The sequence below is a fragment of the Pseudomonas syringae pv. tagetis genome (assembly GCF_022557255.1).
Taxonomy (GTDB): domain Bacteria; phylum Pseudomonadota; class Gammaproteobacteria; order Pseudomonadales; family Pseudomonadaceae; genus Aquipseudomonas; species Aquipseudomonas caricapapayae.
On the sequence record NZ_CP092923.1, the window covers coordinates 5,249,186 to 5,275,460 of the forward strand.

Below are 26,275 nucleotides of genomic sequence, written 5' to 3' on the forward strand. Positions count from 1 at the left end.
TCATGAAAAATCTTGCTACGTTTCCGGTACAAAACAAAAACAATCAGGATCCTTTCATGACCAAGACATCGAGGCGCTGGCCGTTCGCGGCCTGCCTGTTATCGCTGGCCTGCGGCACCACTGCGGCTGCGCCCTATTCGACCATGGTGGTGTTCGGCGACAGTCTGGCCGATGCCGGACAGTTTCCGGACACTGCCGGGCCAAGGGGCTCTACGCTGCGGTTCACCAACCGTGTCGGGCCCACGTATCAGGACGGCAGCGGTGAAGTCTTCAATCTGAACTCGTCGACGCTGATCGGCAGAATGCTCAACGTCCCGTCAGGTGATCTGGCGGCGTCTACATCGCCGGTCAATGCGGCACTGGGCGCGCCGGATGGCAATAACTGGGCAGTCGGCGGCTATAGAACGGACCAGATTCTGGACTCGATCAACTCGCAATCCACTGTCGTCGACCCGAACACCGGCACGCTGTTACGCAGCCGGACCGGTTATCTGCCCGCCAACAGTTTTCGCGCTGACCCTAACGCTCTTTACTACCTGACCGGAGGCGGCAACGACTTTCTGCAAGGTCGTGTGTTGAGTGCCAGCAGCGCCGCGCAAGCCGCCAATCAGCTGGCTGACAGCGCGCAAGCCCTGCAACAGGCCGGTGCGCGCTACATCATGGTCTGGTTGTTGCCGGACATCGGTAAAACGCCAGCCTTGAGCGGTTCACCACTGGCCTCGGCGAGCTCCGCGCTCAGCGCGGGCTTCAATCAGCAACTGGTCAGCCGACTGGCGCAGATCAATGCCCAGATCATCCCGCTGAATGTTCCGTTGCTGATCAATGAAGTCCTCGCCGAACCGGCCCGCTTCGGTTTCGATCCCAACGAAAACCTGATCGGCACCTGCTTCAGTGGCGACAGCTGCACAGAAAGCGCAGCCAATGGCCGATCCAGTGCGACGCCGAACCCGAACCGGGTATTTTTCAATGACCGCGTCCACCCGACCGAAGCCGGGCAACGACTGCTGGCCGACTACGCCTATTCCTTGCTTTCGGCACCCTGGGAAATAACCCTGCTGCCAGAAATGGCCAATGGCACGCTGCGTATGCATCAGGACGAGATTCGTGCGCAATGGCTTAGCGACTGGGGCAACTGGCAAGGCATTGGCCAGTGGCAAAGCATCGTCGCCGCAGGCGGCCAGAAAATGGATTTCGACGCGCAGGACAGCTCGGCTGATGCGGACGGAAGAGGCTATAACCTGACCATCGGCGGCAGCTACCGGTTTGCCGAGAACTGGCGCACGGGCATTGTTGCCGGGGCGTATCGCCAGAATCTCGAAGCCGGGCCAAGGGATTCGGACTACAAACTCAACAGCTACATCGCCACTGCTTTTCTGCAATATCAGGCCAATCATTGGTGGGGAGATCTTGCAGTATCCGGCGGCAAGCTTGATTACGAAAATGCCGAGCGCAAGTTCACGCTGGGCGTCAGCGAGGGCCAGGAAAAAGGCGATACCGACGGTGAATTGTGGGCGGTCAGCGGGCGAGTCGGTTTCGACATAGCAGAAGCTGCCAGTCGCTGGCATCTGTCGCCCTTCGTCAGTGCCGACTACGCGCATATCGATGTCGATGGCTACTCGGAAAAAGGCGACCGTTCGACAGCGCTGACCTTCAGTGACCAGACCCGCAAGTCACGACGTGCAGGCGTCGGTGTACAGGGCAAATTCGAGGTGACCCCGAGCACGCAGGTCTGGGGCGAAGTGGCCCGCGAGCGCGAGTTCGAGACCGACCAGCAGAACGTGACGATGGCACTCAACAGCATACAGTCCGTCGACTTCACCCTGGAAGGCTACACCCCGCAACGCGACCTGAATCGGGCAACGCTGGGCGTCAGCCAGAAGCTCACTCAGGACCTGACACTGCGTGGCAACTACAACTGGCGCAAGAACGACGACGTGACCCAGCAAGGAGTGAATGTTGCGTTGAGCCTGAGCTTCTAGAGAGGCCGCTGGACAGACTCACTACCGTGCGATGCTCTGCGTCCACTTTGGAACGCAGAGCAGCAAGCCTGCTCAGTCCTCGGCAGTTTGCGAGGCCAATGCCACGGCGCGGAACATGGCGCGGCGTTTGTTGAGGGTTTCTTCCCATTCCAGTGCCGGCACCGAGTCGGCGACGATGCCGCCACCGGCCTGTACATGCAGCTCGCCGTTCTTGATCACCGCAGTACGAATCGCGATAGCAGTGTCCATGTTGCCATTCCAGGCCATATACCCCACGGCACCGCCATAGACGCCGCGCTTGACCGGTTCCAGCTCGTCGATGATTTCCATGGCGCGGATTTTCGGTGCGCCGGACAACGTGCCCGCCGGCAGAATCGCCCGGAGCGCATCCATTGCAGTCAGCCCGCTTTTCAGCTGGCCAGTGACATTGGACACAATGTGCATCACGTTGGAATAACGCTCGATGACCATCTTTTCGGTCAGTTTGACCGTACCGACCTCGGACACCCGCCCGACGTCGTTGCGGCCCAGATCGATAAGCATCAGGTGCTCGGCAATTTCCTTGTGATCGGAAAGCAGGTCTTCCTCCAGCGCACGGTCAGCCTCTTCAGTGGCTCCGCGAGGACGGGTACCGGCGATTGGACGCACGGTGATCAGGTTGTCCTCGACCCGTACCAGCACTTCAGGCGAACTGCCGACGACATGGAAGTCGCCGAAGTTGAAGAAATACATGTAAGGCGTCGGATTGAAGCAGCGCAACGCCCGATACAGGTCGATGGGCGCGGCCTTGAAATCGATGGACATCCGTTGCGACGGCACAACCTGCATGACGTCGCCTGCGAGGATGTATTGCTTGATCGTATCGACCGCTGCCTCGTAATCGCCCTGGGTAAAGCTGGAACGAAACACCGGATCGGCCGCCGGTGGCCTGTCCAGGTCCAGACCACGACGCGGTGTGATCGGCTGACGCAGCTTGTGCATCAGCTCGTCGAGCTGGGCAACGCCACTTGCGTAGGCCTCCTGCTGCGCCGGATCGACCAGCACGATGGCGTGCATCTTGCCCGCCAGGTTGTCGAACACCACGACCGCATCAGACACCATCAACAGGATATCCGGTACGCCCAACGGGTCCGGGTTCGGGCAGTTGGCCAGACGCTTCTCGACATAACGCACGCAATCGTAGCCAAAGTAGCCCACCAGCCCGCCGTTGAAGCGTGGCAGCCCGGTGATGGTCGGTACGTTGTAGCGCGCTTTGAAGGTCTCGACAAAGTCCAGCGGGTCTTCAACATCCAGGCTTTCGATCTCGACGCCGTCATGGGTCACGCTGACGTGATGACCATGCACGCGCATCACGGTGCGGCATGGCAGGCCGATGATCGAATAACGCCCCCATTTCTCGCCACCCTGCACCGACTCCAGCAAGTAGGAGTTGGGCTGATCGGCAAGCTTGAGGTAGATCGACAGCGGCGTGTCGAAATCGGCCAGGGTTTCGCGGGCAAGCGGAATGCGGTTATAGCCTTCAGCGGCCAAACGCAGGAATTCTTCACGGTTCATGAGCAACCTCGTGGTTTGAGGAAAAAACGGTCAGTCAGGCAAACGCGCCGGCAGGCCGGCCAGAATCAAGTCAGGCGCGCCAACGCCAGCGGGCCAGGGCCTTGATGACTTTCATCCAGAGTTTGCGAGTGACCACCACGACGGATTCTCTTGAGGAGGGGCGTTTGATGTCGGGCAACAGTATCTCAGCGTCCATGTCCAGGCAACCGGGAATCAGCCTGCGCAAATCATCGATCACCATCGCCGGGTTTTCTTCGGCAATCGGCCGCCCGTGGTTGTAGCCATAGCTCAGCGCGACGCAAGCCACACCGGCAGCCCTGGCGGCCTGCACATCACTGCGCGAGTCGCCGACAAACAGCGATTGCGAGGCCGGCACACCCGCCATTTTCATCACGAAAAACAGCGCAGCAGGATCAGGTTTTTTCTGCGGCATGGTGTCACCGCCGATGATCCAGCGAAAGAAACGCCCCAGTTTCATCTCATCAAGCAGCGGCGCGACAAAACGCTCCGGCTTATTGGTGATGAGGGCCATTTCGACGCCCATCTTCTGCAGCCACTTGAGGGTTTCACGCACGCCGGGGTAGACCACGGTGAACTCGTGCTTTTGGGCATAAGCGCGCATGAAGATTTCCAGGCCCTGCTCGGCCAGCGCGTCATCGACACCACTGTGGTCGAGGTTATTGGCCAGCGCGCGGCGCACCAGTACCGGCGCACCGTTGCCTACCCAGGCCCGCACTGATTCCAGCCCGGCAATCGGGCGACCGAGTTCGCAGAGCATGGTGTCCACCGCCACGGCCAGATCGGGAACCGAGTCCACCAGCGTCCCGTCCAGATCGAACATGATCAGACTGGGCAACTTGCCTGCAAACAGCTGCTCGAAGCCGCTCATGCGCGGGATGACGCCAGTTCTGTACGCATTTTTTCGATCACTTCCCGGTAGTCCGGCGCGTTGAAAATGGCCGAACCGGCGACGAAGGTGTCAGCCCCAGCGGCGGCGATTTCGCGGATATTGTTGACGTTCACGCCGCCGTCGATTTCCAGGCGGATGTCGCGTCCGGAGGCATCGATCAGCGCACGTGCCTCGCGCAGTTTGTTAAGTGTTCCAGGAATGAACTTCTGCCCGCCAAAACCCGGGTTGACGCTCATGAGCAGGATCATGTCGACCTTGTCCATGACGTATTCCAGCAGGTTCAACGGAGTGGCCGGATTGAATACCAGGCCCGCCTTGCAGCCGCCTTCACGGATCAGTTGCAATGAGCGATCTATATGCTGGGTCGCTTCCGGGTGGAAGGTGATGTAGGTGGCACCGGCCTCGATGAAATCACCGATGATGCGATCCACCGGGCTGACCATCAGGTGCACGTCGATCGGTGCAGTCACGCCATATTTACGTAGCGCGCTGCAGACCATCGGACCAATGGTCAGGTTCGGGACGTAATGATTGTCCATGACATCGAAGTGGACGAAGTCAGCGCCGCAAGACAGCACATTGTCGACTTCCTCACCCAGACGGGCGAAGTCAGCGGAAAGAATCGATGGGGCAATAACGAAGGGCTGCATGACGCACCTGTTTGAGCAGAATCACGGTGCGCGGATTGTACGCCAAGCTTCGCCTGGAGCGGTAAGCTATGAGCGGCAAGCCAAAGCAAACCAGCAGGCTTGCGGCTCGCCGATGCACGTCAATGCCCCGTTCTCAGTTTTTCGCTACGCCCCCTCAGCCATTCGAGCACCAACAGCAGCAGCACCGAGAAGCCGATCAACAAAGTCGCGGCGGCGGCGATGGTCGGGCTGAGGTTTTCGCGAATACCGCTGAACATCTGCCGCGGCAAGGTCGCCTGCTCCGGTCCGGCGAGGAACAGCGTGACCACCACTTCGTCGAACGAGGTTGCGAAGGCGAACAGTGCACCGGAAATAACACCCGGCGCAATCAATGGCAGGGTCACGCGCCGGAACGCAGTCAGTGGCGAAGCACCAAGGCTCGCAGCAGCGCGCACCAGATTGTGATTGAAGCCCTGCAAGGTTGCCGACACGGTAATGATCACGAACGGCACACCCAGCACCGCATGGACCAGAATCAGCGAGGTGTAGCTATTGCCCAGGCCCAGTGGCGCGAAGAACAGGTAACTGGCAACACCGACAATCACCACCGGCACCACCATCGGCGAAATCACCAGCGCCATGACCAGCGCCTTGCCAGGAAAATCGCCACGGGTCAGACCAATTGCCGCCAGCGTGCCGAAACCCATCGCCAGAAGCGTTGCGGCGGGGGCGACGATCATGCTGTTCTTCAGAGCGCGCATCCACTCTGCGGAGTTGAAGAAGTCCTGATACCACTGCAAAGAGAAGCCTTGCAGCGGATAGACCAGAAAACTCCCGGAGTTGAATGACAGCGGCACGATGACCAGCACCGGCAGCACAAGAAAGAGCAGCACCAGCGCACAGATAATGCGCAAGGCGTAATACCAGATGCGTTCGATCGGCGACGTGTAGGGGTTCAACATGGTGACACTCCTCAGCTCAGACGCAGGCGGCTGGCGCCGACCAGCCAGCTATAAATCAGGTACAACACAATGGTCGCCAACAGCAGAAGCCCGCCGAGCGCTGTAGCCATGCCCCAGTTGATGCTGGTGTTGGTGTAGAAGGCGACGAAATAGCTGACCATCTGGTCGTTCGGGCTGCCCAGCAAAGCCGGGGTAATGTAGTAGCCGATCGACAGAATGAACACCAGCAGACAGCCGGCGCCGATCCCGGCATAGGTCTGCGGGAAATACACGCGCCAGAAACTGGTAAACGGATGGCAGCCCAGCGAAATGGCAGCACGCATGTAAGTCGGGGAGATGTTCTTCATCACGCTGTAGATCGGCAGAATCATGAACGGCAGCATGATGTGCACCATCGAGATGTACACCCCCACCCGGTTGAAGACCAGTTCCAGAGGCTTGTCGATGATGCCCATTGCCAGCAACGCGCTATTGATCAGGCCACTCGACTGCAACAACACGATCCAGGCAGCAACGCGCACCAGAATCGAGGTCCAGAACGGCAACAGCACCAGAATCATCAGCAGGTTACTCTGCCGCGCAGGCAGGCTGGCCAGCAGATAAGCCAGCGGATAGGCCAGTACCAGGCAGATGGCGGTAATCACCAGGCCCATCCAGAAGGTACGGGCGAAGATATCGAGATAGATCGCCTGATCCGGGGTCGCCGGGGCAACTTCCCCCAGGTCATCAATGCGGTGGTCCACCGCCGCCAGCAGGTAATAAGGCGTAATACTGCTGGTATTGCGGCGCACCGCCTGCCAATAGGCCGGGTCGCCCCAACGCTCGTCCAGTGCTTCGAGCGCTTCTTTATAAGAGGCCGGTTCAGTCTTGAACGGCAGCGCGCGTGCGGTCTTGCTCAACAGGCTGCGATAGCCGGCCAGCTCCATGTTCAGACGCTTGGACAAATCGCCCAGCGTGGAATTCTTGCGCGTTTCGGCCAGATCCAGGCTCAACGCCTTGTAGACCGACTCGGGCGGCAGCCCTTTACCATCCCACTTTTGCACTTCGACCACAGTACCGGGCAGCGCAGCCACCACTTCAGGGTTGCCGACACTTTTGTAGAGCAACGCAGCGATCGGCACCAGAAACACCAATAGCAGGAAAATCACCAGCGGAGCGATCAGTGCCTGAGCCTTCCAGCGGTTGACCCTTTCGGCGCGAGCGAGACGTTGCTTCAAGTTAGGGCTGGCGCCTTCAGTCAAGGGCACGGCGATGGCCATAGCGAACTCCGGAATCTTTCAACGAGAGGGCGCTCCCCGCAACAGGGAACGCCCGGATCTGAAGCGATGCAGCCTGATTACTTGGCAGCCCAGGCAGTGAAACGCTGCTCAAGGGATTCGCCGTTGTCGGTCCAGAACGCCACATTCATCTGTACCTGATCCTTAATGTTCTCAGGTGTGGTCGGCATGTTCTGCAGGGTCTCCTTGTCCAGCAGCTTGACCGCCTGAGTGTTGGCCGGGCCGTAGGCAATGTTCTGCGAGTAGGTCTTCTGCTGCTCGGGTTCCAGCATATAGGCGATGAATTTCTTCGCCGCTTCTGCGTTTTTCGAACCCTTTGGAATGGCCCATGCGTCGAAGTCATACACGCCGCCGGTCCACACCACTTTGAGGTTGCTTTCTTTCTGCACGGCGGCGATCCGACCGTTATAGGCAGAGCTCATCACCACGTCGCCGGACGCGAGGTATTGCGGCGGCTGTGCGCCCGCTTCCCACCATTGAATGTTTGGCTTGAGCTCATCGAGCTTCTTGAACGCGCGGTCCTGGCCATCTTTGCTGGCCAGCACTGTGTAAACGTCCTTGGGCGCTACGCCGTCGGCCATCAGAGCGAATTCCAGGGTGTATTTGGCACCTTTGCGCAGGCCACGCTTGCCAGGGAATTTCTTGGTGTCCCAGAAATCTGCCCAGCCGTTCGGCGCGGTGGCGACTTTGTCGGCGTTATAGGCCAGCACCGTCGACCAGACAAAGAAGCCCGCGCCGCAATGGGTGATTGCACCAGGCACGAAGTCGGCGGCATTGCCCAGCGCCTTCGGGTCCAGTTCTTCAAACATGTCTTCGTCGCAGCCGCGGGCAAGCTCAGGCGACTCCACTTCTACCAGGTCCCAGGAAACGCTTTTGGTGTCGACCATGGTTTTGACCTTGGCCATCTCACCGTTGTACTCACCGGCGATGATCTTGCCTTTGCCGGCCTTTTCCCACGGCGCGTAGAAAGCTTTCTCCTGGGCGGCCTTATTGGCACCGCCAAAGGAAATCACAGTCAGATCGGTCGCAGCCATGGCTTGCGCCGCGCACATCATGCCCAACGTGATGGCGGTGAACTTCAAAGATTTCAACATATGTTCTTTTCTTCACGAGCAGTGTTGGTAAGCGATTGGGATGGGCGATCAGGTCGCCTCTGTTATTGATTTTGTCGGTAGATCAATGCACTTGCTGCAAGGGGTCGAGCGCACGAACGTGCTCGACTTGCCAGCCGATGGGCACTACGTCGCCCACGCTCAGGCCAGGGTCCAGTTCGGCAATCGGCTGTTTGACGAAGAAGTCGTTTTTGCCTGCTACTTCCAGACGCACGCGAACGTGATCGCCCAGGTAGATAAACTCGGCAACACGACCGGAGAATCGGTTTGCACAGCTCTCGCTGCGACCATTGAGACTGATGCGCTCGGGGCGGATCGACAGGGTCACCGGACCGCCAGGGTGGCCGACATTGATCGCCAGCGCATGCACTTTCTCGCCCCGTTCGAGTTCGACGACACAGCGGTCGCCGTCCTGACTGACCAGACGCCCGTTGAGGCGGTTGTTTTCACCAATGAAATTGGCCACAAACGTGTTCTTCGGCTCTTCGTACAGGCTGCGTGGCGGTGCGATTTGCTGGATCTCGCCCTGATGGAAAACGGCTACCCGGTCGGACATGGTCAAGGCTTCCCCCTGATCGTGGGTCACGTAGACCACCGTTACTCCCAGACGCTGGTGCAGGTGCTTGATCTCCATCTGCATGTGCTCGCGCAGTTGCTTGTCGAGCGCGCCGAGCGGCTCGTCCATCAGCACCAGTTGCGGTTCGAATACCAGCGCACGGGCCAGGGCAACACGTTGCTGCTGACCACCGGACAACTGCGCCGGGTAGCGATGCGCAAACGTGTCCAGCTGAACCATGCCGAGCGCCTTTTTCACTTTCTCGCCGACATCAGTCTTGCTCATGCCCCGCACTGACAGGGGGAATGCGAGGTTCTCGGCCACCGTCATGTGCGGAAACAATGCGTAGTTCTGGAACACCATGCCGATGTCACGCTTGTGCGGCGGCACATTGTTGATGGCGCGGCCACCGAGCAGGATCTCGCCGGCAGTCGGGGTTTCGAAACCGGCCAGCATCATCAGGCTGGTGGTCTTGCCGGAGCCCGAGGGTCCGAGCAAGGTCAGGAACTCACCTTTGCGAATATCCAGGTTGAGGTCTTTGACGATCAGTGCTTCGCCGTCGTAGCTCTTCTGCACACCACGAAAGCTGACCAGAACATCACTTGCTCCAGCGCTTGTATCGACGTCGCTCATTACCCACACCTTTGTTTTGTCTGCGTGGGCTCAAGCCTAGAGCAGCCCGTATGCCACGCAAATCGGGGGCCGGGAGAGAATCGCCTAGGCGAGGTGGAAGGCTGGGGGTAGGGATTGCCCTACAGAGATGGCGCGATTGAGCACGTCGGCGACGTCTGATCGTTCCAGCGCTCAGCGTGATACACAAGTCCTGACGAGCGCAAAAAAGAGGTTTCGGGCTTCTGCCCGAAGGGCGTGGGAGCGGACCGGGCGACGCTTCGCTTGTCCGCGAAAGGGCTGGTGCGTTCACCGAAAGAGCATCGTTTGAATACTGTCTTCGCGGACAAGCGGAGCGTTGCACGATAGTGATGAGCAGAGTGTCGTTTTCAGACTCAGAGCAGCTTGTGCTCCATCGCGTATTTGACGAGATCGGCCAGCGAGTTGAGCTTCATTTTCTGCATCAGCCGCGCCTTGTGGGTGCTGATGGTCTTGCTGCTCAAGGCCAGTTGCTGGGCGATGTCGTTGACGTTGGCACCCTGGGCCAGACGCTCGAATACCGAAAACTCGCGTTCCGACAATAAAGAATGCAAAGGCCGGCTATCAGTGAGGCCCACTTCAAAGACCATGCGGTCGGCCAGGTCCGGATCGATATAGCGCCCGCCCGCCGCCACCCGACGGATCGCCGTCAGCAGCAGCGCTGGATCACTGTCCTTGGTCGCGTAGCCCGCCGCGCCGACTTTCAGCGCACGTGCCGCCATTTGCGCTTCGTTGTGCATCGACAGCACCAGAATGGCCGGTGGATTGGCCAATGCGCGAATCCGCGGAATCGCCTCAAGACCATTGACGCCGGGCATCGAGATGTCCAGCAACACCACTTCGCAGGGCACGTGGCGCAAGGTTTCGAGTAACTGCTCGCCGTTGCTGGCCTCGCCCACCACCTGCAGATCCCTGGCCAGGCCGATCAGTTGTTTGATCCCTTCACGCACGATGGTGTGGTCTTCGGCTACCAAAACACGAATCACTGTCTTCGCTCCTGTGCGACGGGGTCCAACGGGATATAGGCGCGCAAGGTTGTGCCTTCACCCACCTCACTGTCCAGCTCAAGTCTGCCACCGAGCATCAGCACACGCTCACGCATCCCTACCAGACCGAATGAAACCGCCCTGCCCGACTCGATGGAAAACCCCTGCCCGTCATCGGCGATACTCATGCACATCACGCCATCCTGCAACGTCAGGCCGATCTCTACGGTATGCGCTTGTGCGTGGCGCATCACGTTGGTCAACGCCTCCTGAAGAATCCGGAACATGCCAGTGGCCCTGGCGTCACTGAGTGCCGGGAGATTATCCGGCACCTGCACCAGACAAGGGATCTGCGTGCGCGCCTCGAAACGGCGCGCCTGCCACTCGATGGCCGACGCGATGCCCGCGTCGAGAATCGGCGGCCGCAATGCAGTGGCCACATCACGCACCAGTTGAAACAACTGCGCGATGAGGCGCTTCATACTGTCCAACCGCTCACTCAGGCCGGGGTCCAGGTCGGCATAGGCCAGTTCGCACATCGAGGTTTCCAGCTTGAGTACGGTCAGCATCTGCCCAAGTTCGTCATGAACCTCACGGGCAATACGCGCCTTCTCTTCCTCACGCACGCTTTCCAGATGCGCTGACAGTTCACGTAACTGATCATGTGCGCGGCGGCGCTCGCTGGCATCACTGAGAAACACCACCAGGTATTCCGCCTCTCGGAAGCGCAGGAAGCTCAACGAGACATCGGCAGGCAGCAGGCTGCCATCGGCGCGCAGGCAATGGGTCTCGAACACTTGCGGGCTGTCTTCGCGAGTACGCGCGTTCTTCCACAGGTTGAGCCAGCGATCCATGTGCAGACCGGGCTCGAAATCGATCAGCGGCCGCTCTACCACGTGCCCCGGCGCATAGCCCAGCATGAATTCCGCTGCGCGGTTGGCATAGCGCACCCGGCTGTCCCAATTGACCCAGAGGATGCCCACGGTGCTCTGGTCGATGGAAAATTGCGCCAGGCGCAGCGCTTCCTCGCCTTCGACACGAAGGGCGAGTGCTTCACGCGCAGAGAGCAGCTCTCGCTCCAGCGCCTGCTGCTGGCGACGCTGCCAGACCACGATGGCAAAACAGGCCAGCAGCATCACCAGCAGCAGAATGCACAGGTTTTTCCAGAGCTTGGTCGACTCGATGAAATGCGAAGGGGTCAACGGCATCCAGCGCGCGTGCAGTTGTTCCAGTTCCTTGGCCGGAATCACCCGCAACGCTTCGCTGATGATGTCGGCCAGCTCGGGCATGTCGCGGCGTGAAGCCACCCGTAACAATTGTGGCAGCCCGATATCCCCTACTACCGCCAACCCGGCAAACTCCGGCTCGCGGAGCAGACGGCTGAGCTGCGCCTCATCGACCACGGCATAACGTGCTTGCTGACTGAGCAACAATTGCAGCGCCTGACGCTCCAGCGGCACCCCTTGCAGGTTCAGGTGCGGAAAATTGCTGCGCAGGTAATCGGCGGCAGAGCCTGGCATACGCACTGCAATGCGGGAAAGGCTGTCGAGCTTCTCCAGGTCCACGGTGGTGCTGCCGTCACGCTCGCCGATCAACAGTTGCGAAACACGCAGATACGGATCGGAAAACAGCCACAAGCGCAGCCCCGCAGGGGTCTGCATCAAGCCCGGGGCGACATCGATCTCACCATTGGCCAAAGCTTTCTCAAGCGCGGCCTGGTCGGGAAAGTTTCGCCACAACAATTCGACCGGCAGCGCCGCCGCCAGCGCATTCATCAGGTCGACATTGGCACCCGACAGCTGCTGCAAGCGTTGATCGAACTGGGCGTAAGGCGCACGCAATACCAGACCAACCCGCAGCGGACCGTGCTGGCCGAGCCAGCTACGCTGTGCTGAACTCAACGGTGCCGTTGCAGACGTTTCCGGCACGTCAGCCTGCGCGTTCGCCATCTGAACCATCAAGAGCAACGCCAGGCAGCCGATAAACCCGCTGCGCAGAAGACCAATCATCAATGTGTCGCTCTCGTGTGTTCGTATGACGGCCATGAGCCGCGCAGGCTCAGGCCTGACAAAAGCCGATCAACCCATTAGGCTGCCGGGATAGTTTCTGGCTTGGAATATCCGATGTCCTACACCTTTCGCGCAACGTTTCCTGCATTGTTTCTGTCATTGATGCTGCCTTGCACGCTGCCTGCTCTGGCAGCCGACCCGGTCCCGGCCAAGGACGCCGCTGCCGAAACACCGGTCGAGCGCGCACCATTGCTCAGCCGCTCGCAGGAAGACGCCATAGCGCTCGAGCGCCAATTGCCTCGTGAGGATCAGCAGCAACTTCAGGCCGGCGACGAAAATTTCCTTGCGCTCTGGAAGCCGGCGAACAGTGACACGCCTCAGGGCGCAGTCATCATCGTGCCCGGTGACGCCGAGTCGCCGGACTGGCCGGACGCCGTTGGCCCGCTGCGGCGCAAGTTTCCTGATGTCGGCTGGTCGAGCCTGAGCATCACCATGCCGGACCCGGTCGACAGTACGCTGGTGGCACGCGAGCCGGACGCCGCTCCAGCCGATGCAAATGCCACCAAACCCAACGAGGCCACCAAGGCCACCAAGGACACCACCGCGAAAGCCCAGGACCCGGCAGTTGAAGCCGAGGCCCAGGCCGCTGCCGCCACCGCAAAGGCAGCCGCCGACGAGGAACTCGACAAGGCTCAGGCCGAGCGCATCTTCGCCCGGATCGAAAGTGCCGTCAGCTTTGCGCAGCAAAACAAGGCCCGCAGCATTGTGTTGATCGGCCATAGCAGCGGCGCGTACTGGGCAGCCAGATTCCTCAATGAGCGCACATCGCCTGCTGTGCAGAAGCTGGTAATGCTTGCTGCGCGCGCGCCTGTCAATGCTGCGCCCTCGCTGCTGGACATGGTGCCCGGGCTGAAAATCAAGACAGCCGACTTCATCTACAAGAACTCGCCGGACCAGGCGGCCAAGGCACGCTTGCAGGCCAGCAAACGCACCAAGGGGCCAGGTTTCACGCAGATTGCGCTGATCAACATTGTCGGCAATGAAGAGACCGAACAGGAGCAGCTATTTCGCCGGGTTCGCGGCTGGGTAGACGCCAAAGAGGAAAAATAAGCGTGACGCGCAGGCTCAGTTGAACCCGCGTCGGGCTTTGACCACACGATAGGCATTATGCAGCTCGCTGGTCTTCTCGGTCGCCACACGCACTTGCTGGGGGTTGGCGCCCGAGCCGGCAATCTTGTCGGGATGATGGCGACTGAGCAGCCTTCGGTACGCACGTTTAATGTTCAGCGGATCGGTGTCGGGCTTTATCCCCAAAAGCGTCATTGCACTTCTGTAGTCATCACTGCTGCTGACCGGCGAACGCTTCATCGGGTCGTGATCGGCAGCCAGCGCCTCGACTTGTGGCCCGGTCCAGCCAAGCCACATGCCCCACACCCCGATCAACTCACGCTCGACCCGCGAAGCCTTGCCGTCCGCCCAGGCCATACGCCAGCAGGCACGTAGCAAATCCTCGGCGATGTCCGGCTGCCCCTGCAGCCCACGCAGATAACTGCGCAGGCCATCGGCTCCATCGCGGCCGCGCTTGAAAGCAGTGATGGCGCGCAACTGGTCTGTATCGTTCAGATTCAAACGACGCATCTCGGTGCGTGCCTGATGGATATGGCTGGCTAACACCCGTCCGTCACTCTTGGCCAGGCGGCCCAGCAACACAAACAGCAGCCCGTCCTCGGGGATCGTCGCCCGGCCGCCGAGACGCTCACGCAGGTGCGCCCAGCTCTGCAACTTCAATCGCCGATCCAGCGCCTGGCCCAACAGCGCCCCTAACATGGCACCCGGAATGCTGGCAATTGCATAGCCGACGCCAGCGCCGATCAGTGTGCCAGGCCAGAGCATTCAGCGGCTCTCCGCAAGCAACTGCTCGACTTCTGCCAGACGCTCGTGAGTCCCGACATCGACCCAGCGCCCCCTGTAATGCTCACCTGTTACCAACCCTTGGTGCATGGCCTCCCGCAACAGTGGCGCGAGCTTGAACTCACCGGGTTCGCAGTTGGCAAACAGCTGGGGGTGCAGGATGGCGATGCCACTGTATGTCAGTCGCTGACCCGCCGAATCGTCATCGCGCACCTGACCGTCGACCAGCGAGAAATCGCCAGTCGGGTGGTGTGCCGGGTTATCGATCAGCACCAGGTGCGCCAAACCGGCAAGCGGCATGCGCAATGCACTGAAATCGTAATCGGTCCAGATATCGCCATTGATCACCACAAAGGGCTCGAAACCCAGCAACGGCAATGCACGATGAATACCGCCGCCCGTTTCCAGCGGCTGGCCTTCCGGGGAATACCGGATGCTCAGGTCGAAACGCTGACCGTCACCCAGATAATCCTCGATCTGCTGTCCCAGCCACGCATGGTTGATGACCAACTGGTGAAACCCGGCTGCGCGCAAGGCGTTCAGGTGGTACTCGATCAACGGGATCCCCCCGGCACGCACCAGTGGTTTGGGCGTGTGCAGGGTCAACGGGCGCATTCGCTCACCTTTACCGGCGGCGAGAATCATCGCTTTCATGCAGTCCTCTTCAACACAATCAAGGTTTCTTTCAAAATGGCCGTCTCAGCCGTATCAGACAGCGGTCTCTACCGGCTGCTGCAGACTGGTGAGCAACTGACCGAGTTGAGCCAGCTCGGGGCGACGCGACAAAACCGCCTCTATATAAGCGAAAAAGCGCGGGACGTCTTCCAGATAGCGCGGTTTTCCATCGCGGTGGCAGATACGGGCAAAAATACCGATCACCTTCAAATGGCGCTGTACCCCCATCAGATCACTGGCACGCTCGAATGCTGCAAAATCTTCCTGCACCGGTATGCCAATGGCCCGCGCCTGATCCCAGTAGGTTTTGAGCCACTCGCTGACGCGCTCTTGCGGCCAGCTCAGGAAGGCGTCCTTGAACAGACAGGTCACGTCGTAGGTGACCGGACCGTAGACGGCATCCTGAAAGTCCAGCACGCCAGGATTGGGCTCGCTGATCATCAGGTTTCGGGGCATGTAGTCGCGATGCACCAATACCTTGGGCTGTGCCAGAGCACTGTTGATCAGCAACTCGCTGACCTGCTGCCAGTCAGCCAGCTGGGCCTCGTCCATCTCGATCCCCAGGTGACGCTTCACGTACCACTCGGGGAACAGCTCCAGTTCACGGCGCAGCAATGCGACGTCATACACCGGCAATGGCGCGTCCATCGGCAATTGCTGATAAGCCAGCAGTGCCTGGATTGCATCGGCGAACAATGCATCGGCGTTGTCGGTGTCGATGACATCCAGATAGGTCTGACGGCCCAGGTCATTGAGCAGCAAAAAGCCTTGTGTCAGGTCTTCGGCATAAATTTTTGGAACATTAATGCCCGACTTTTCCAGTAAATGAGCGATATCTACAAACGGTTTGCAGTTTTCCTGTGGTGGAGGGGCGTCCATGACAATAAAAGTTCGGCCTGCCCCCTCCCAGCGAAAATAACGACGAAAACTTGCATCGCTGCTGGCCGCAGTCAATGTAGCCGGGGGTACAGCGCCCCAATTCTGCGCGGCAAACAGTGCTGGCAACTGCTCATCGAGCCAAACTTTCAGGGATTGCAGGCGTATATCTTGATCTGACATTACAAGGGTCTCCGACGGCGCTAGCCGTCAAGCGGGTCATGCTTTATTATCCGGAATCTTTTTCAGCCCATCGAGAGGCGTGCGGCCCCCCCGCGGGCAGATGGCGCGCAGGAAGCCCGGACTAATAAGATGGCATTGAAATCCCCCGCGTTTCGTAAAAAATTTCCGTTGCTCGTAACCGGCAGTCTGCTGGCGATGCAACCTCTGGCCACTCAGTTCGTGGTCGCCGCGGAACAGTATGACTGCTCAGTCTCTGCTTCGGGTGCCTGGAACTGTGCGCCGAAATCCAATGCTGCTGCAGTGGATCTGCCTCCGCGCCCCGTGCATGACACGACGTCGGTCAGTTCCAACGGCACAGTCACCTCGCAAAGTACGTCGTCGGGTGAGCAGGTTGCGGGTACGCAACTGGTCACCGAGGCCAAGGGCAAAGGTCTGAGGTCGCGTAGTGCTGACTACAGCCACCTCGATTGGGTTCCTCGCGAAAAGCTTACCGCAGCGCAACTGGCCGAAACCGGCCCGTATTGCTCGGGTGCCTACGTCGAGCCGATCCGTCCTGGCATGGACGACAAGACGCCGATGAAAGACGCGCCTATGTTCGTGGGAGCCAAGGCTTCGCGTTACGAACAAGAGGCACAGGTCGCGACGCTGGCTGGCGATGTCGTGATGCGTCAGGGCAGCATGCAGGTACAGGCCCAGGAGGCGGCCCTGCATCAGGCCGAAAACCGTGGCGAGCTGAACGGCGATGTCCGTCTGCGCGACAACGGTGCGCTGATCGTGGGTGACAAGGCCGAACTGCAACTCGACACCGGCGAAGCCCGGGTCGACAACGCCGAATACGTCCTGCACAAGTCGAACATTCGCGGTAATGCCCTGTACGCCAAGCGTGCAGAGAACGCGATCATCCGGCTCAAGGACGGTACGTACACCACGTGCGAACCGAACAGCAACGCCTGGACGCTCAAGGGCAACAACATCACGCTGAACCCGGCCACCGGCTTCGGTACGGCGACCAACGTTACCCTGCGGGTCAAGGACATACCGGTTCTGTACACGCCGTATATCTACTTCCCGATCGACGACCGTAGACAGTCCGGCTTCCTGCCACCGACCATTGCGGCAGGCGGCGATAACGGCTTTACGCTGGTTACCCCATACTATTTCAACCTGGCGCCGAACTACGACGCCACGTTGTACCCGCGCTATATGGCCGATCGTGGCTTGCTGATGGAAGGCGAGTTCCGCTACCTGACCAAAGGCAGCGAAGGCCAGTTTGGCGGCGCGTACCTGAACGACGAAAACGACGACCGCAAACTGCAGTCCGACTACGACAAGACCCGCTGGATGATCAACTGGCAGCACAAGGGTGGCCTTGATACACGCTGGCTGACACAGGTCGATTACACCGACATCAGCGACCCGTACTACTTCCAGGACCTGGAAACCGATCAGATCGGCGTCAAACGGACTGACTTCCTCAACCAGCAGGGCTCCTTGACCTACCGTGGCGACAGCTACTCGGCAGTGCTCAACGCCCAGGCTTACAAGCTGGCGACGGTTGCCAACGTCACGCCTTACAACCGCCTGCCTCAGCTGACGCTCAACGGTACGTTGCCCTACAGCCCCGGCGGTCTGAAGTTCGATTATCAGACCGAAGCCGTCCGCTTCGAACGTGATCTGCGCAGCGGCGCATTCATTGATGAAGACGGCAACTCCGAGACACGTCTGGACAACAACATCTCGGGGCTGGCGCGTGCCAACGGCGATCGCCTGAACCTGGCACCGTCCGTCAGCCTGCCGATGAACTGGACCTATGGTTTCCTGACGCCGAAGTTGAAGTACGTCTACACGCAATACGATCTGGATCTGGACAGCCAGGGCAAAAATACGCTTCTGGCTGACGAAGAGTACAGCAGCAGCCAGAGCCGCAGCGTGCCGATCTTCAGCGTCGACAGCGGCCTGTACTTCGATCGCAATACCAACTGGTTCGGCAAGGATTACCGTCAGACCCTGGAACCACGCCTGTTCTATCTCTACGTACCCGAGAAAGACCAGACCGACATTCCAGTATTCGACACCAGCGAAAGCACGTTCAACTACGCCTCACTGTTCCGTGACAACCGCTTCACCGGTTCCGACCGTATCGGCGACGAGAACAAGCTGTCGCTGGGCGTCACCAACCGCTGGATCGAAGACAACGGCTTCGAACGTCAACGTTTCAGCATCGGTCAGGCTCTGTATTTCGAAGACCGCAAGGTGCAGTTGCCAGGTGTGGTGTTCGCTGACCGCGATGATGCGCGTGCCAACGTTTCGCCTTATGCACTGGAATACGAATACCGCTTCAACCGCGACTGGCGCTTCAACTCCGATTTCAACTGGGATCCGGACAGCCGAAGCACCCGTTCGGGCAGCGCGATGTTCCACTACCAGCCTGAAGACAACCCGAACAAGGTCGTCAACGTCGGCTACCGCTATCGCAACGACCAGATTCGTTACGACGAAAGCACCGGTCGCTGGGTTGTGGGTGGTGGCGACTACGGCACACCGGGCTCGCCTAACTATGTGAAGGACTACTACAAGATTCAGCAGCACGATTTCTCGGTCATCTGGCCAATCGTGCCGCAGTGGAGCCTGATCAGCCGCTGGCAGTATGACTACAACCGCGAACGCACCATCGAAGCGTTCGGCGGGTTCGAGTACGACAACTGCTGCTGGAAAATGCGTCTGGTCAACCGCTACTGGATCGACTACGACGAATTCAGCCAGGCAGCGCCTCAGAACGAGAAAGGCGACCGCGGCATATTCCTACAAATCGTGTTGAAGGGGCTCGGCGGTGTAACTGGCGCCAAGGTAGACAGCTTCCTCGACAAAGGCATCCAAGGTTATCGTGAACGTGAAGACCAAGCTTTCTGATTGTCTGCGCCCGCTGATGCTGGGCGCGTTACTCCTGAGCGGTGCCGTGCATGCGGCGGTTCAACCTCTGGACAGTGTTGTGGCCATCGTCGACAACGACGTGATCATGAAAAGCCAGATGGACCAGCGTGTACGTGAAGTTCAGCAAACCATCGCCAAGCGTGGCTCTGGCGTACCGCCTGCCGAGGCGCTGCAACCGCAGGTTCTGGATCGTCTGATTCTGGAAAATCTGCAATTGCAGATGGGCGAACGGTCCGGCATTCGTGTCTCCGACGACGAGCTGAATCAGGCAATCGGTACCATCGCCCAGCGCAACAACATGAGCGTAGAGCAGTTCCGCGCCGCGCTGGCGCATGATGGCTTGTCCTATAACGATGCTCGCGAGCAGGTGCGCCGGGAAATGATCATCAGCCGTGTGCGTCAGCGCCGGGTGGCTGAACGCATCCAGGTCTCCCAGCAGGAAGTGAAAAACTTCCTTGCATCCGATCAGGGCAAGGCTCAGTTGTCCGAAGAGTTTCACCTGGCCAACATTCTGATCGCCACACCTGACAGCGCCTCCTCGGAGACCATCCAGGCTGCAGCCGTCAAGGCCAAGGGCATTTACGATCAGTTGAAGAAAGGTGCTGACTTCACCCGCCTCGCGGCGACTACCTCCTCCAGCGAAAACGCACTGGAAGGCGGCGACATGGGCTGGCGCAAGGCTGCGCAACTGCCACCGCCATTCGGTGACATGCTCAGCGCGATGCCTGTGGGTGACGTGACGCCTCCGGCGCGCACGCCGGGCGGTTTCATCATTCTCAAGTTGCTGGAAAAGCGCGGTGGTCAGGGTCAGGCGCAAATGCGTGATGAAGTGCATGTGCGTCATATCCTGATCAAGCCAAGCGAAATCCGTAATGAGGAAGAGACCAAGCGTCTTGCCCAGAAGATCTACGACCGCATCGAGAATGGTGAAGATTTCGCCGAACTGGCGAAAAGCTTTTCGGAAGATCCAGGTTCTGCACTCAATGGTGGCGATCTGAACTGGGTTGATCCGAACTCCCTGGTTCCCGAATTCCGCCAGGTCATGAGCGAAACACCGCAGGGCGTATTGTCCAAACCATTCCAGACCCAGTATGGCTGGCATGTTCTGGAAGTGCTCGGTCGTCGCTCCACGGATGCCACCGATCAGGCTCGCGAGCAACAAGCGCTGAACGTATTGCGTAACCGCAAGTACGACGAAGAGCTGCAAACCTGGCTGCGTCAGATCCGTGACGAAGCCTACGTTGAAATCAAACTTCCTGGCGCGACCCAGGCTGCACAGTGAAACCCAAGCGTTTCGCCCTGACACCCGGCGAGCCGGCCGGCATAGGTCCCGACCTCTGCCTGCTGCTCGCCACGCAGCCTCAGCCACACCCCCTGATCGCCATCACCAGTCGCGACCTGCTCCTTGAGCGGGCCGCGCAACTGGGCGTGAAGGTCCGTCTGCTCGACGTCACGCCCGATACGCTTCCCGACCTGCCTGCACCGGCCGGCAGTCTGTACGTCTGGGATACGCCCTTGGCAGCTGCGGTGGAAACCGGCGTACTGAACAAGGCCAACGCCGCGTTCGTCCTGGAAACCCTGACTCGCGCAGGCCAGGGCTGCCTCGACGGGCTGTTCAGCGGCATGATCACTGCCCCGGTGCACAAGGGTGTGATCAACGACGGTGGCATCGCCTTTTCCGGACACACCGAATTCCTCGCCGAGCTGACCCACACCGATCAGGTGGTGATGATGCTGGCAACCGGCGACCTGCGCGTCGCTCTGGTGACCACTCACCTGCCGCTGCGCGAGGTGGCCGACGCCATCACACAGGACCGGCTGGAGCGTGTGACACGCATTCTGCATGCCGATCTGGTCAACAAGTTCGGCATTGCCCACCCGCGCATTCTGGTCTGCGGCCTCAACCCTCATGCTGGCGAAAGCGGGCATCTGGGCCGCGAGGAAATCGACATCATCGAACCGACTCTGGAGCGCCTGCGCAGCGAAGGCCTGGATTTACGCGGCCCGTTGCCTGCCGACACTCTGTTTACCCCCAAATATCTGGAGCACTGCGACGCAGTGCTGGCGATGTATCACGATCAGGGCTTGCCCGTGCTGAAATACAAAGGTTTCGGCGCAGCGGTCAATGTGACGCTTGGCCTGCCAATCATCCGCACCTCTGTCGATCACGGCACGGCGCTGGATCTGGCCGGCAGCGCGAATATTGACACCGGCAGCCTGCACGTTGCACTGCAAACCGCCTACCAGATGGCCGAGACCCATTCATGACCGAGCAATACCAACACCGGGCGCGCAAGCGTTTCGGGCAGAACTTCCTGCATGATGCAGGCGTTATCGACAAGATCCTTCGCGCCATTCGTGCCAGGCCCGAAGACCGACTGCTGGAAATCGGGCCGGGCCAGGGCGCGCTGACCGAGGGGTTGCTCAACAGCGGCGCACAACTGGATGTGGTCGAGCTGGACAAGGACCTGATCCCGATCCTCACCGGCCAGTTTGGCAACAAGCCGAATTTCAACCTGCATCAGGGCGATGCACTGAAGTTCGACTTCAACAGCCTGGGTGCAGAACCACGCAGCCTGCGTGTCGTCGGCAACCTGCCCTACAACATCTCGACGCCGTTGATTTTTCATCTGCTGCAGAACGCCAGCCTGATCCGCGACATGCACTTCATGCTGCAGAAGGAAGTGGTCGAGCGCATGGCGGCCGGACCCGGCGGCGGTGACTGGGGTCGCTTGTCGATCATGGTTCAGTACCATTGCCGCGTGGAACATCTGTTCAACGTCGGACCGGGGGCGTTCAACCCGCCACCCAAGGTGGACTCGGCCATTGTGCGCCTCGTCCCTTACGAAACGCTGCCCCACCCCGCCAAGGATCACCGGGTGCTGGAGCGGGTCGTACGCGAAGCATTCAATCAGCGTCGCAAAACCCTGCGCAACACACTCAAACTGTTATTGAGCAGCGACGAGATCACCGCTTCCGGAGTAGACGGCAGTCTGCGTCCCGAGCAACTCGATCTGGCCGCATTCGTCCGTCTGGCAGACACTCTGAGCGAAAAAGTTGTGACAGAGTGAACCCTCGGGTCAGGCGAACGGCACTGGCGTTCGTCATTTCCCGCCTACTTGTCCTAGACTGATCTACCTGCCGCACACGCCCTTTTTTCGTTATGGATTTCAAGGCCTACTGCATGCCCGATTCTCGTTACAAGGTCGACGTCAGCGTCGTCACACGTTTTCTCTCGGAACAGTCGCAACCCGAGCAGAACCGCTTCGCGTTCGCCTACACCATCACTGTGCACAACAACGGTGAACTGCCTGCCAGGCTGCTGTCGCGGCACTGGGTCATTACCGACGGTGACGGCCAGGTCGAAGAAGTGCGCGGCGAAGGCGTGGTTGGTCAGCAGCCGCTGATCAAGGTCGGCCAGAGCCATACCTACAGCAGCGGTACGGTCATGACCACCAAAGTCGGCACGATGCAGGGCACTTATCAGATGCTGGCGGAAGACGGCAAACGCTTCGATGCGATCATCGAGCCCTTCCGCCTGGCCGTTCCGGGTTCACTGCACTGATGGCGGTGTACGCCGTCGGTGACCTGCAAGGCTGCCTTGAACCTCTGCAATGCCTGCTTGAGCACGTCCACTTCAACCCGGAGCATGATCGGCTCTGGCTGGTGGGCGATCTGGTCAACCGTGGTCCGCAATCGCTGGAAACACTTCGCTACCTGTACTCAATCCGTGAATCGCTGATCTGCGTGCTCGGCAACCATGACCTGCACCTGCTTGCCGTCGCCCGCAAAAACGAACTGCTCAAAAAAGGCGACACCCTGCGCGAAATTCTCGACGCGCCTGACCGTGACGACCTGCTCGACTGGGTGCGTCGGCAAAAGCTCATGCACTACGATGCGGAGCGCAACGTCGCTATGGTGCATGCCGGTATAGCGCCGCAGTGGTCGCTGAAAAAGGCCCTGAAGCACGCCGCTGAAGTCGAGCACGCACTGCACGACGACCAGCTGTATGGTGACTTTCTCGACGGCATGTACGGCAATGAACCTGCCAAGTGGGACAATGACCTGCAAGGCGTGCCACGCTTGCGGGTCATTACCAACTACTTCACCCGGATGCGCTTCTGCACCAGCGACGGCAAACTCGACCTCAAGAGCAAGGAAGGCGTAGAAACCGCGATACCGGGCTATGCACCCTGGTTCAGCCATCCCAAACGCAAGACCCGTGCGCTGAAAATCATTTTCGGCCACTGGGCGGCGCTGGAAGGCCGTTGCAACGAGCCAGGCGTCTTTGCGCTGGACAGCGGCTGTGTCTGGGGTGGCTCGATGACCCTGCTGAATGTCGATACCCTTGAACGTCATCAGTGCAATTGCGATGCTGTCGGCCATGCCGCCAACGGGCTTGTCACACGCATCCAGCCCGGCACTGCCACCACCCCCTAATCTCAGGCTCAGGAGCCCAGGCAATGACTGAATTCAAACGTATTCCACCTGAACAGGCTCATGCACTGCGCGGACAGGGCGCAGTGCTGGTCGATGTGCGCGATCCGCAGTCTTTCCAAAGCAATCATATTCCTGACTCCGTACATCTGGACAATCACTCGATTGCCGACTTCATCGCCAATGCCGATCTGGATAAACCGCTGGTTGTCGTCTGCTACCACGGCAATTCCAGCCAGAGCGCCGCCGCCTATCTGGTCGGCCAGGGTTTCTCCGATGTATACAGCGTGGACGGTGGTTTCGAGCTGTGGCGCAACACCTATCCTGAAGAAACCGCGCAAGGCTGATACAAAATATTTTTATGACAGCTGATCCCGCGTTCTACGCGGGCTCGCGAGTCATCTGACGAACGGTCAGCCCGTCTTCTCGCGCATCCCTTCTTTATCTTTCCGAATCCGAACTATCCTTAGCCCCAGGCCATCCGTATTCAGGGGAGAGCCGGTACACCGGCGCGTGGGTCATCGGTAGTTACTTTTAGGGTGTTCTGGGGGGAAACAGCAGCCATAAACCGGTCGCTGCCAGCATCGACTGACGATCCGCCGCCGGCTCCACGTATCGAGCGAGGTGACGTCATGAGTATATTCAGCCACTTCCAACAACGCTTCGAAAGCACACGGCAAGAAGAGCTCTCGCTACAGGAGTATCTGGAGCTCTGCAAACAGGATCGCAGCGCCTACGCCTCCGCGGCAGAACGTCTTCTGCTGGCCATTGGCGAGCCCGAACTGGTGGATACCTCCACCAACTCCAGGCTGTCGCGAATATTCTCCAACAAGGTGATACGTCGCTATCCAGCCTTTGCCGACTTCCACGGGATGGAAGAATGCATCGACCAGATCGTTTCGTATTTCCGCCATGCCGCCCAAGGTCTGGAGGAGAAAAAGCAAATTCTTTACCTGCTCGGCCCGGTAGGCGGCGGTAAGTCGTCCCTGGCCGAAAAACTCAAACAACTGATCGAAAGAGTCCCGTTCTACGCCATCAAGGGCTCGCCAGTCTTCGAATCGCCTCTGGGCCTGTTCAATGCCACCGAGGACGGCGCGATTCTCGAAGAAGACTTCGGGATTCCGAGACGCTACCTGAGCACCATCATGTCGCCCTGGGCGACCAAACGCCTGGCCGAGTTTGGCGGCGACATCAGCCAGTTCAAGGTTGTGAAGCTCTACCCTTCGATTCTCAACCAGATCGCGGTAGCGAAAACCGAGCCCGGCGACGAAAACAACCAGGATATTTCCGCGCTGGTCGGCAAGGTCGATATCCGCAAACTTGAAGAATTCCCGCAGAACGACGCAGACGCCTACAGCTACTCGGGCGCACTGTGCCGGGCCAACCAGGGCCTGATGGAATTCGTCGAGATGTTCAAGGCACCGATCAAGGTCCTCCATCCGTTGCTGACCGCCACGCAGGAAGGCAACTACAACAGTACCGAGGGGCTGGGAGCGATCCCGTTCACCGGCATCTTGCTGGCACACTCCAACGAATCGGAATGGCACAGCTTCCGCAACAACAAGAACAACGAAGCCTTCATCGACCGTATCTACATCGTGAAAGTGCCTTACTGCCTGCGTATCAGCGACGAGATCAAGATCTACGACAAGCTGCTGTTCAACAGCTCCCTGTCGAAAGCGCACTGCGCGCCCGACACGCTGAAAATGCTCGCGCAGTTCACCACGCTGTCACGCCTCAAAGAGCCGGACAACTCCAACATCTACTCCAAGATGCGCGTGTACGACGGCGAGAACCTGAAAGACACCGACCCAAAGGCCAAGTCGATTCAGGAATACCGCGACAGCGCGGGCGTCGACGAAGGCATGAACGGCCTCTCCACCCGCTTCGCGTTCAAGATTCTGTCCAAGGTCTTCAACTTCGATCCGCACGAGATTGCTGCCAACCCGGTGCATCTGCTGTACGTGCTGGAACAGCAGATCGAACAGGAGCAATTCCCGGCTGAAACGCGCGAACGCTATCTACGTTTCATCAAGGAATACCTGGCGCCCCGCTACATCGAGTTCATCGGCAAGGAAATCCAGACGGCGTACCTGGAATCCTATAGCGAGTACGGTCAGAACATCTTCGACCGCTATGTGCTGTATGCGGACTTCTGGATTCAGGACCAGGAATATCGCGATCCGGAAACCGGCGAGATTCTCAACCGGGTGGCCTTGAACGAGGAACTGGAAAAGATCGAGAAACCGGCCGGCATCAGCAACCCGAAAGATTTCCGCAACGAAATCGTCAACTTCGTGCTGCGTGCCCGCGCCAACAACAACGGCAAGAACCCGACCTGGCTCAGCTACGAGAAGCTGCGGGTGGTGATCGAGAAGAAAATGTTCTCCAACACCGAGGACCTCCTGCCCGTCATCAGCTTCAATGCCAAGGCCAGCAAGGAGGATCAGCAGAAGCACAACGACTTCGTCACACGAATGGTCGAGAGGGGCTACACGGACAAGCAGGTTCGTCTGCTTTCCGAATGGTATCTGCGCGTGCGGAAATCGCAGTAAAGCAGCTGCAAGCTTCAAGCTATCAGCTGCAGGCGAAAGGTGAGCGATACCCTGACCCGGGATCGATGGCCTGTTCGCTTGCAGC

Annotated in this window: 22 protein-coding genes; 10 read left to right on the forward strand and 12 right to left on the reverse strand. The window is 59.4% G+C overall.

Annotated elements, in window-relative coordinates:
* Positions 1-56 precede the first annotated feature (56 nt).
* A complete protein-coding gene (estP, locus tag MME58_RS23550; RefSeq protein WP_055006379.1) occupies positions 57-1,979 on the forward strand; it encodes an esterase EstP in 1,923 nt (640 codons plus the stop codon).
* A 72-nt stretch (positions 1,980-2,051) separates the two neighbouring features.
* On the opposite strand, the gene trpE is transcribed toward estP, so the two are convergent.
* The 9 genes from trpE to MME58_RS23595 all read right to left on the reverse strand — a co-directional run bounded on the left by trpE (position 2,052) and on the right by MME58_RS23595 (position 12,658).
* Positions 2,052-3,533, reverse strand: coding sequence for an anthranilate synthase component I (gene trpE / locus MME58_RS23555; protein WP_054987056.1), 1,482 nt, complete (start codon positions 3,531-3,533; stop codon positions 2,052-2,054).
* A gap of 70 nt (positions 3,534-3,603) precedes the next feature.
* Positions 3,604-4,422: a phosphoglycolate phosphatase gene (locus tag MME58_RS23560; RefSeq protein WP_054987055.1), complete on the reverse strand. Its 819-nt coding sequence runs from the start codon at positions 4,420-4,422 to the stop codon at positions 3,604-3,606.
* Entirely contained in the window at positions 4,419-5,093 is a 675-nt protein-coding gene (rpe, locus tag MME58_RS23565; protein ID WP_054987054.1) for a ribulose-phosphate 3-epimerase, read from the reverse strand. Before rpe ends, MME58_RS23560 begins: the two co-directional genes overlap by 4 nt.
* A 119-nt stretch (positions 5,094-5,212) precedes the next feature.
* A complete protein-coding gene (locus tag MME58_RS23570) occupies positions 5,213-6,034 on the reverse strand; it encodes an ABC transporter permease (protein WP_054987053.1) in 822 nt (273 codons plus the stop codon).
* A gap of 11 nt (positions 6,035-6,045) precedes the next feature.
* Positions 6,046-7,293, reverse strand: a complete 1,248-nt coding sequence (locus tag MME58_RS23575; RefSeq protein ID WP_055006380.1) for an ABC transporter permease — start codon at positions 7,291-7,293, stop codon at positions 6,046-6,048.
* 77 nt (positions 7,294-7,370) lie between these two features.
* On the reverse strand, positions 7,371-8,405 hold the full coding sequence (locus MME58_RS23580) for a polyamine ABC transporter substrate-binding protein (RefSeq protein ID WP_055006381.1): 1,035 nt from the start codon (positions 8,403-8,405) through the stop codon (positions 7,371-7,373).
* Positions 8,406-8,487: 82 nt separating this feature from the next.
* Positions 8,488-9,612, reverse strand: coding sequence for an ABC transporter ATP-binding protein (locus tag MME58_RS23585; RefSeq protein ID WP_055006382.1), 1,125 nt, complete (start codon positions 9,610-9,612; stop codon positions 8,488-8,490).
* A 371-nt stretch (positions 9,613-9,983) separates the two neighbouring features.
* Positions 9,984-10,613 carry a response regulator gene (locus MME58_RS23590; protein ID WP_055006383.1) on the reverse strand — a complete coding sequence of 210 codons (630 nt, stop codon included), beginning with the start codon at positions 10,611-10,613 and terminating at the stop codon, positions 9,984-9,986.
* On the reverse strand, positions 10,610-12,658 hold the full coding sequence (locus MME58_RS23595; protein ID WP_055006384.1) for a sensor histidine kinase: 2,049 nt from the start codon (positions 12,656-12,658) through the stop codon (positions 10,610-10,612). Before MME58_RS23595 ends, MME58_RS23590 begins: the two co-directional genes overlap by 4 nt.
* A 78-nt stretch (positions 12,659-12,736) precedes the next feature.
* Between MME58_RS23595 and MME58_RS23600 the strand changes: the two genes are divergently transcribed.
* Positions 12,737-13,732, forward strand: a complete 996-nt coding sequence (locus MME58_RS23600) for an alpha/beta hydrolase family protein (RefSeq protein ID WP_054987047.1) — start codon at positions 12,737-12,739, stop codon at positions 13,730-13,732.
* 15 nt (positions 13,733-13,747) lie between these two features.
* Here MME58_RS23600 and MME58_RS23605 read toward each other — a convergent pair whose 3' ends face one another.
* The 3 genes from MME58_RS23605 to MME58_RS23615 are packed head-to-tail and all read right to left on the reverse strand — an operon-like array spanning position 13,748 to position 16,267.
* Complete coding sequence (locus tag MME58_RS23605) at positions 13,748-14,515, reverse strand: TerB family tellurite resistance protein (RefSeq protein WP_054987046.1); 768 nt, start codon at positions 14,513-14,515, stop codon at positions 13,748-13,750.
* On the reverse strand, positions 14,516-15,187 hold the full coding sequence (gene murU, locus MME58_RS23610) for an N-acetylmuramate alpha-1-phosphate uridylyltransferase MurU (RefSeq protein WP_055006385.1): 672 nt from the start codon (positions 15,185-15,187) through the stop codon (positions 14,516-14,518).
* A gap of 54 nt (positions 15,188-15,241) precedes the next feature.
* Entirely contained in the window at positions 15,242-16,267 is a 1,026-nt protein-coding gene (locus MME58_RS23615) for an aminoglycoside phosphotransferase family protein (protein WP_054987044.1), read from the reverse strand.
* Positions 16,268-16,396: 129 nt separating this feature from the next.
* On the opposite strand from MME58_RS23615, the gene MME58_RS23620 reads away from it, so the two are divergent.
* From MME58_RS23620 to MME58_RS23655, 8 genes are all read left to right on the forward strand, one after another.
* Positions 16,397-19,177, forward strand: coding sequence for an LPS-assembly protein LptD (locus MME58_RS23620; RefSeq protein WP_055006386.1), 2,781 nt, complete (start codon positions 16,397-16,399; stop codon positions 19,175-19,177).
* Positions 19,158-20,480, forward strand: a complete 1,323-nt coding sequence (locus tag MME58_RS23625) for a peptidylprolyl isomerase (protein ID WP_054987096.1) — start codon at positions 19,158-19,160, stop codon at positions 20,478-20,480. Before MME58_RS23620 ends, MME58_RS23625 begins: the two co-directional genes overlap by 20 nt.
* Complete coding sequence (gene pdxA / locus MME58_RS23630) at positions 20,477-21,466, forward strand: 4-hydroxythreonine-4-phosphate dehydrogenase PdxA (RefSeq protein ID WP_055006387.1); 990 nt, start codon at positions 20,477-20,479, stop codon at positions 21,464-21,466. The genes MME58_RS23625 and pdxA overlap by 4 nt, the downstream gene beginning before the upstream one ends.
* Complete coding sequence (gene rsmA, locus MME58_RS23635) at positions 21,463-22,269, forward strand: 16S rRNA (adenine(1518)-N(6)/adenine(1519)-N(6))-dimethyltransferase RsmA (protein WP_054987041.1); 807 nt, start codon at positions 21,463-21,465, stop codon at positions 22,267-22,269. Before pdxA ends, rsmA begins: the two co-directional genes overlap by 4 nt.
* 113 nt (positions 22,270-22,382) lie before the next feature.
* Positions 22,383-22,763, forward strand: coding sequence for a Co2+/Mg2+ efflux protein ApaG (gene apaG, locus MME58_RS23640; protein WP_055006390.1), 381 nt, complete (start codon positions 22,383-22,385; stop codon positions 22,761-22,763).
* On the forward strand, positions 22,763-23,638 hold the full coding sequence (locus MME58_RS23645; protein WP_055006388.1) for a symmetrical bis(5'-nucleosyl)-tetraphosphatase: 876 nt from the start codon (positions 22,763-22,765) through the stop codon (positions 23,636-23,638). Before apaG ends, MME58_RS23645 begins: the two co-directional genes overlap by 1 nt.
* A 23-nt stretch (positions 23,639-23,661) precedes the next feature.
* Positions 23,662-23,982, forward strand: a complete 321-nt coding sequence (glpE, locus tag MME58_RS23650) for a thiosulfate sulfurtransferase GlpE (RefSeq protein ID WP_055006389.1) — start codon at positions 23,662-23,664, stop codon at positions 23,980-23,982.
* A gap of 285 nt (positions 23,983-24,267) precedes the next feature.
* Entirely contained in the window at positions 24,268-26,190 is a 1,923-nt protein-coding gene (locus MME58_RS23655; RefSeq protein WP_054987038.1) for a PrkA family serine protein kinase, read from the forward strand.
* Positions 26,191-26,275 lie beyond the last annotated feature (85 nt).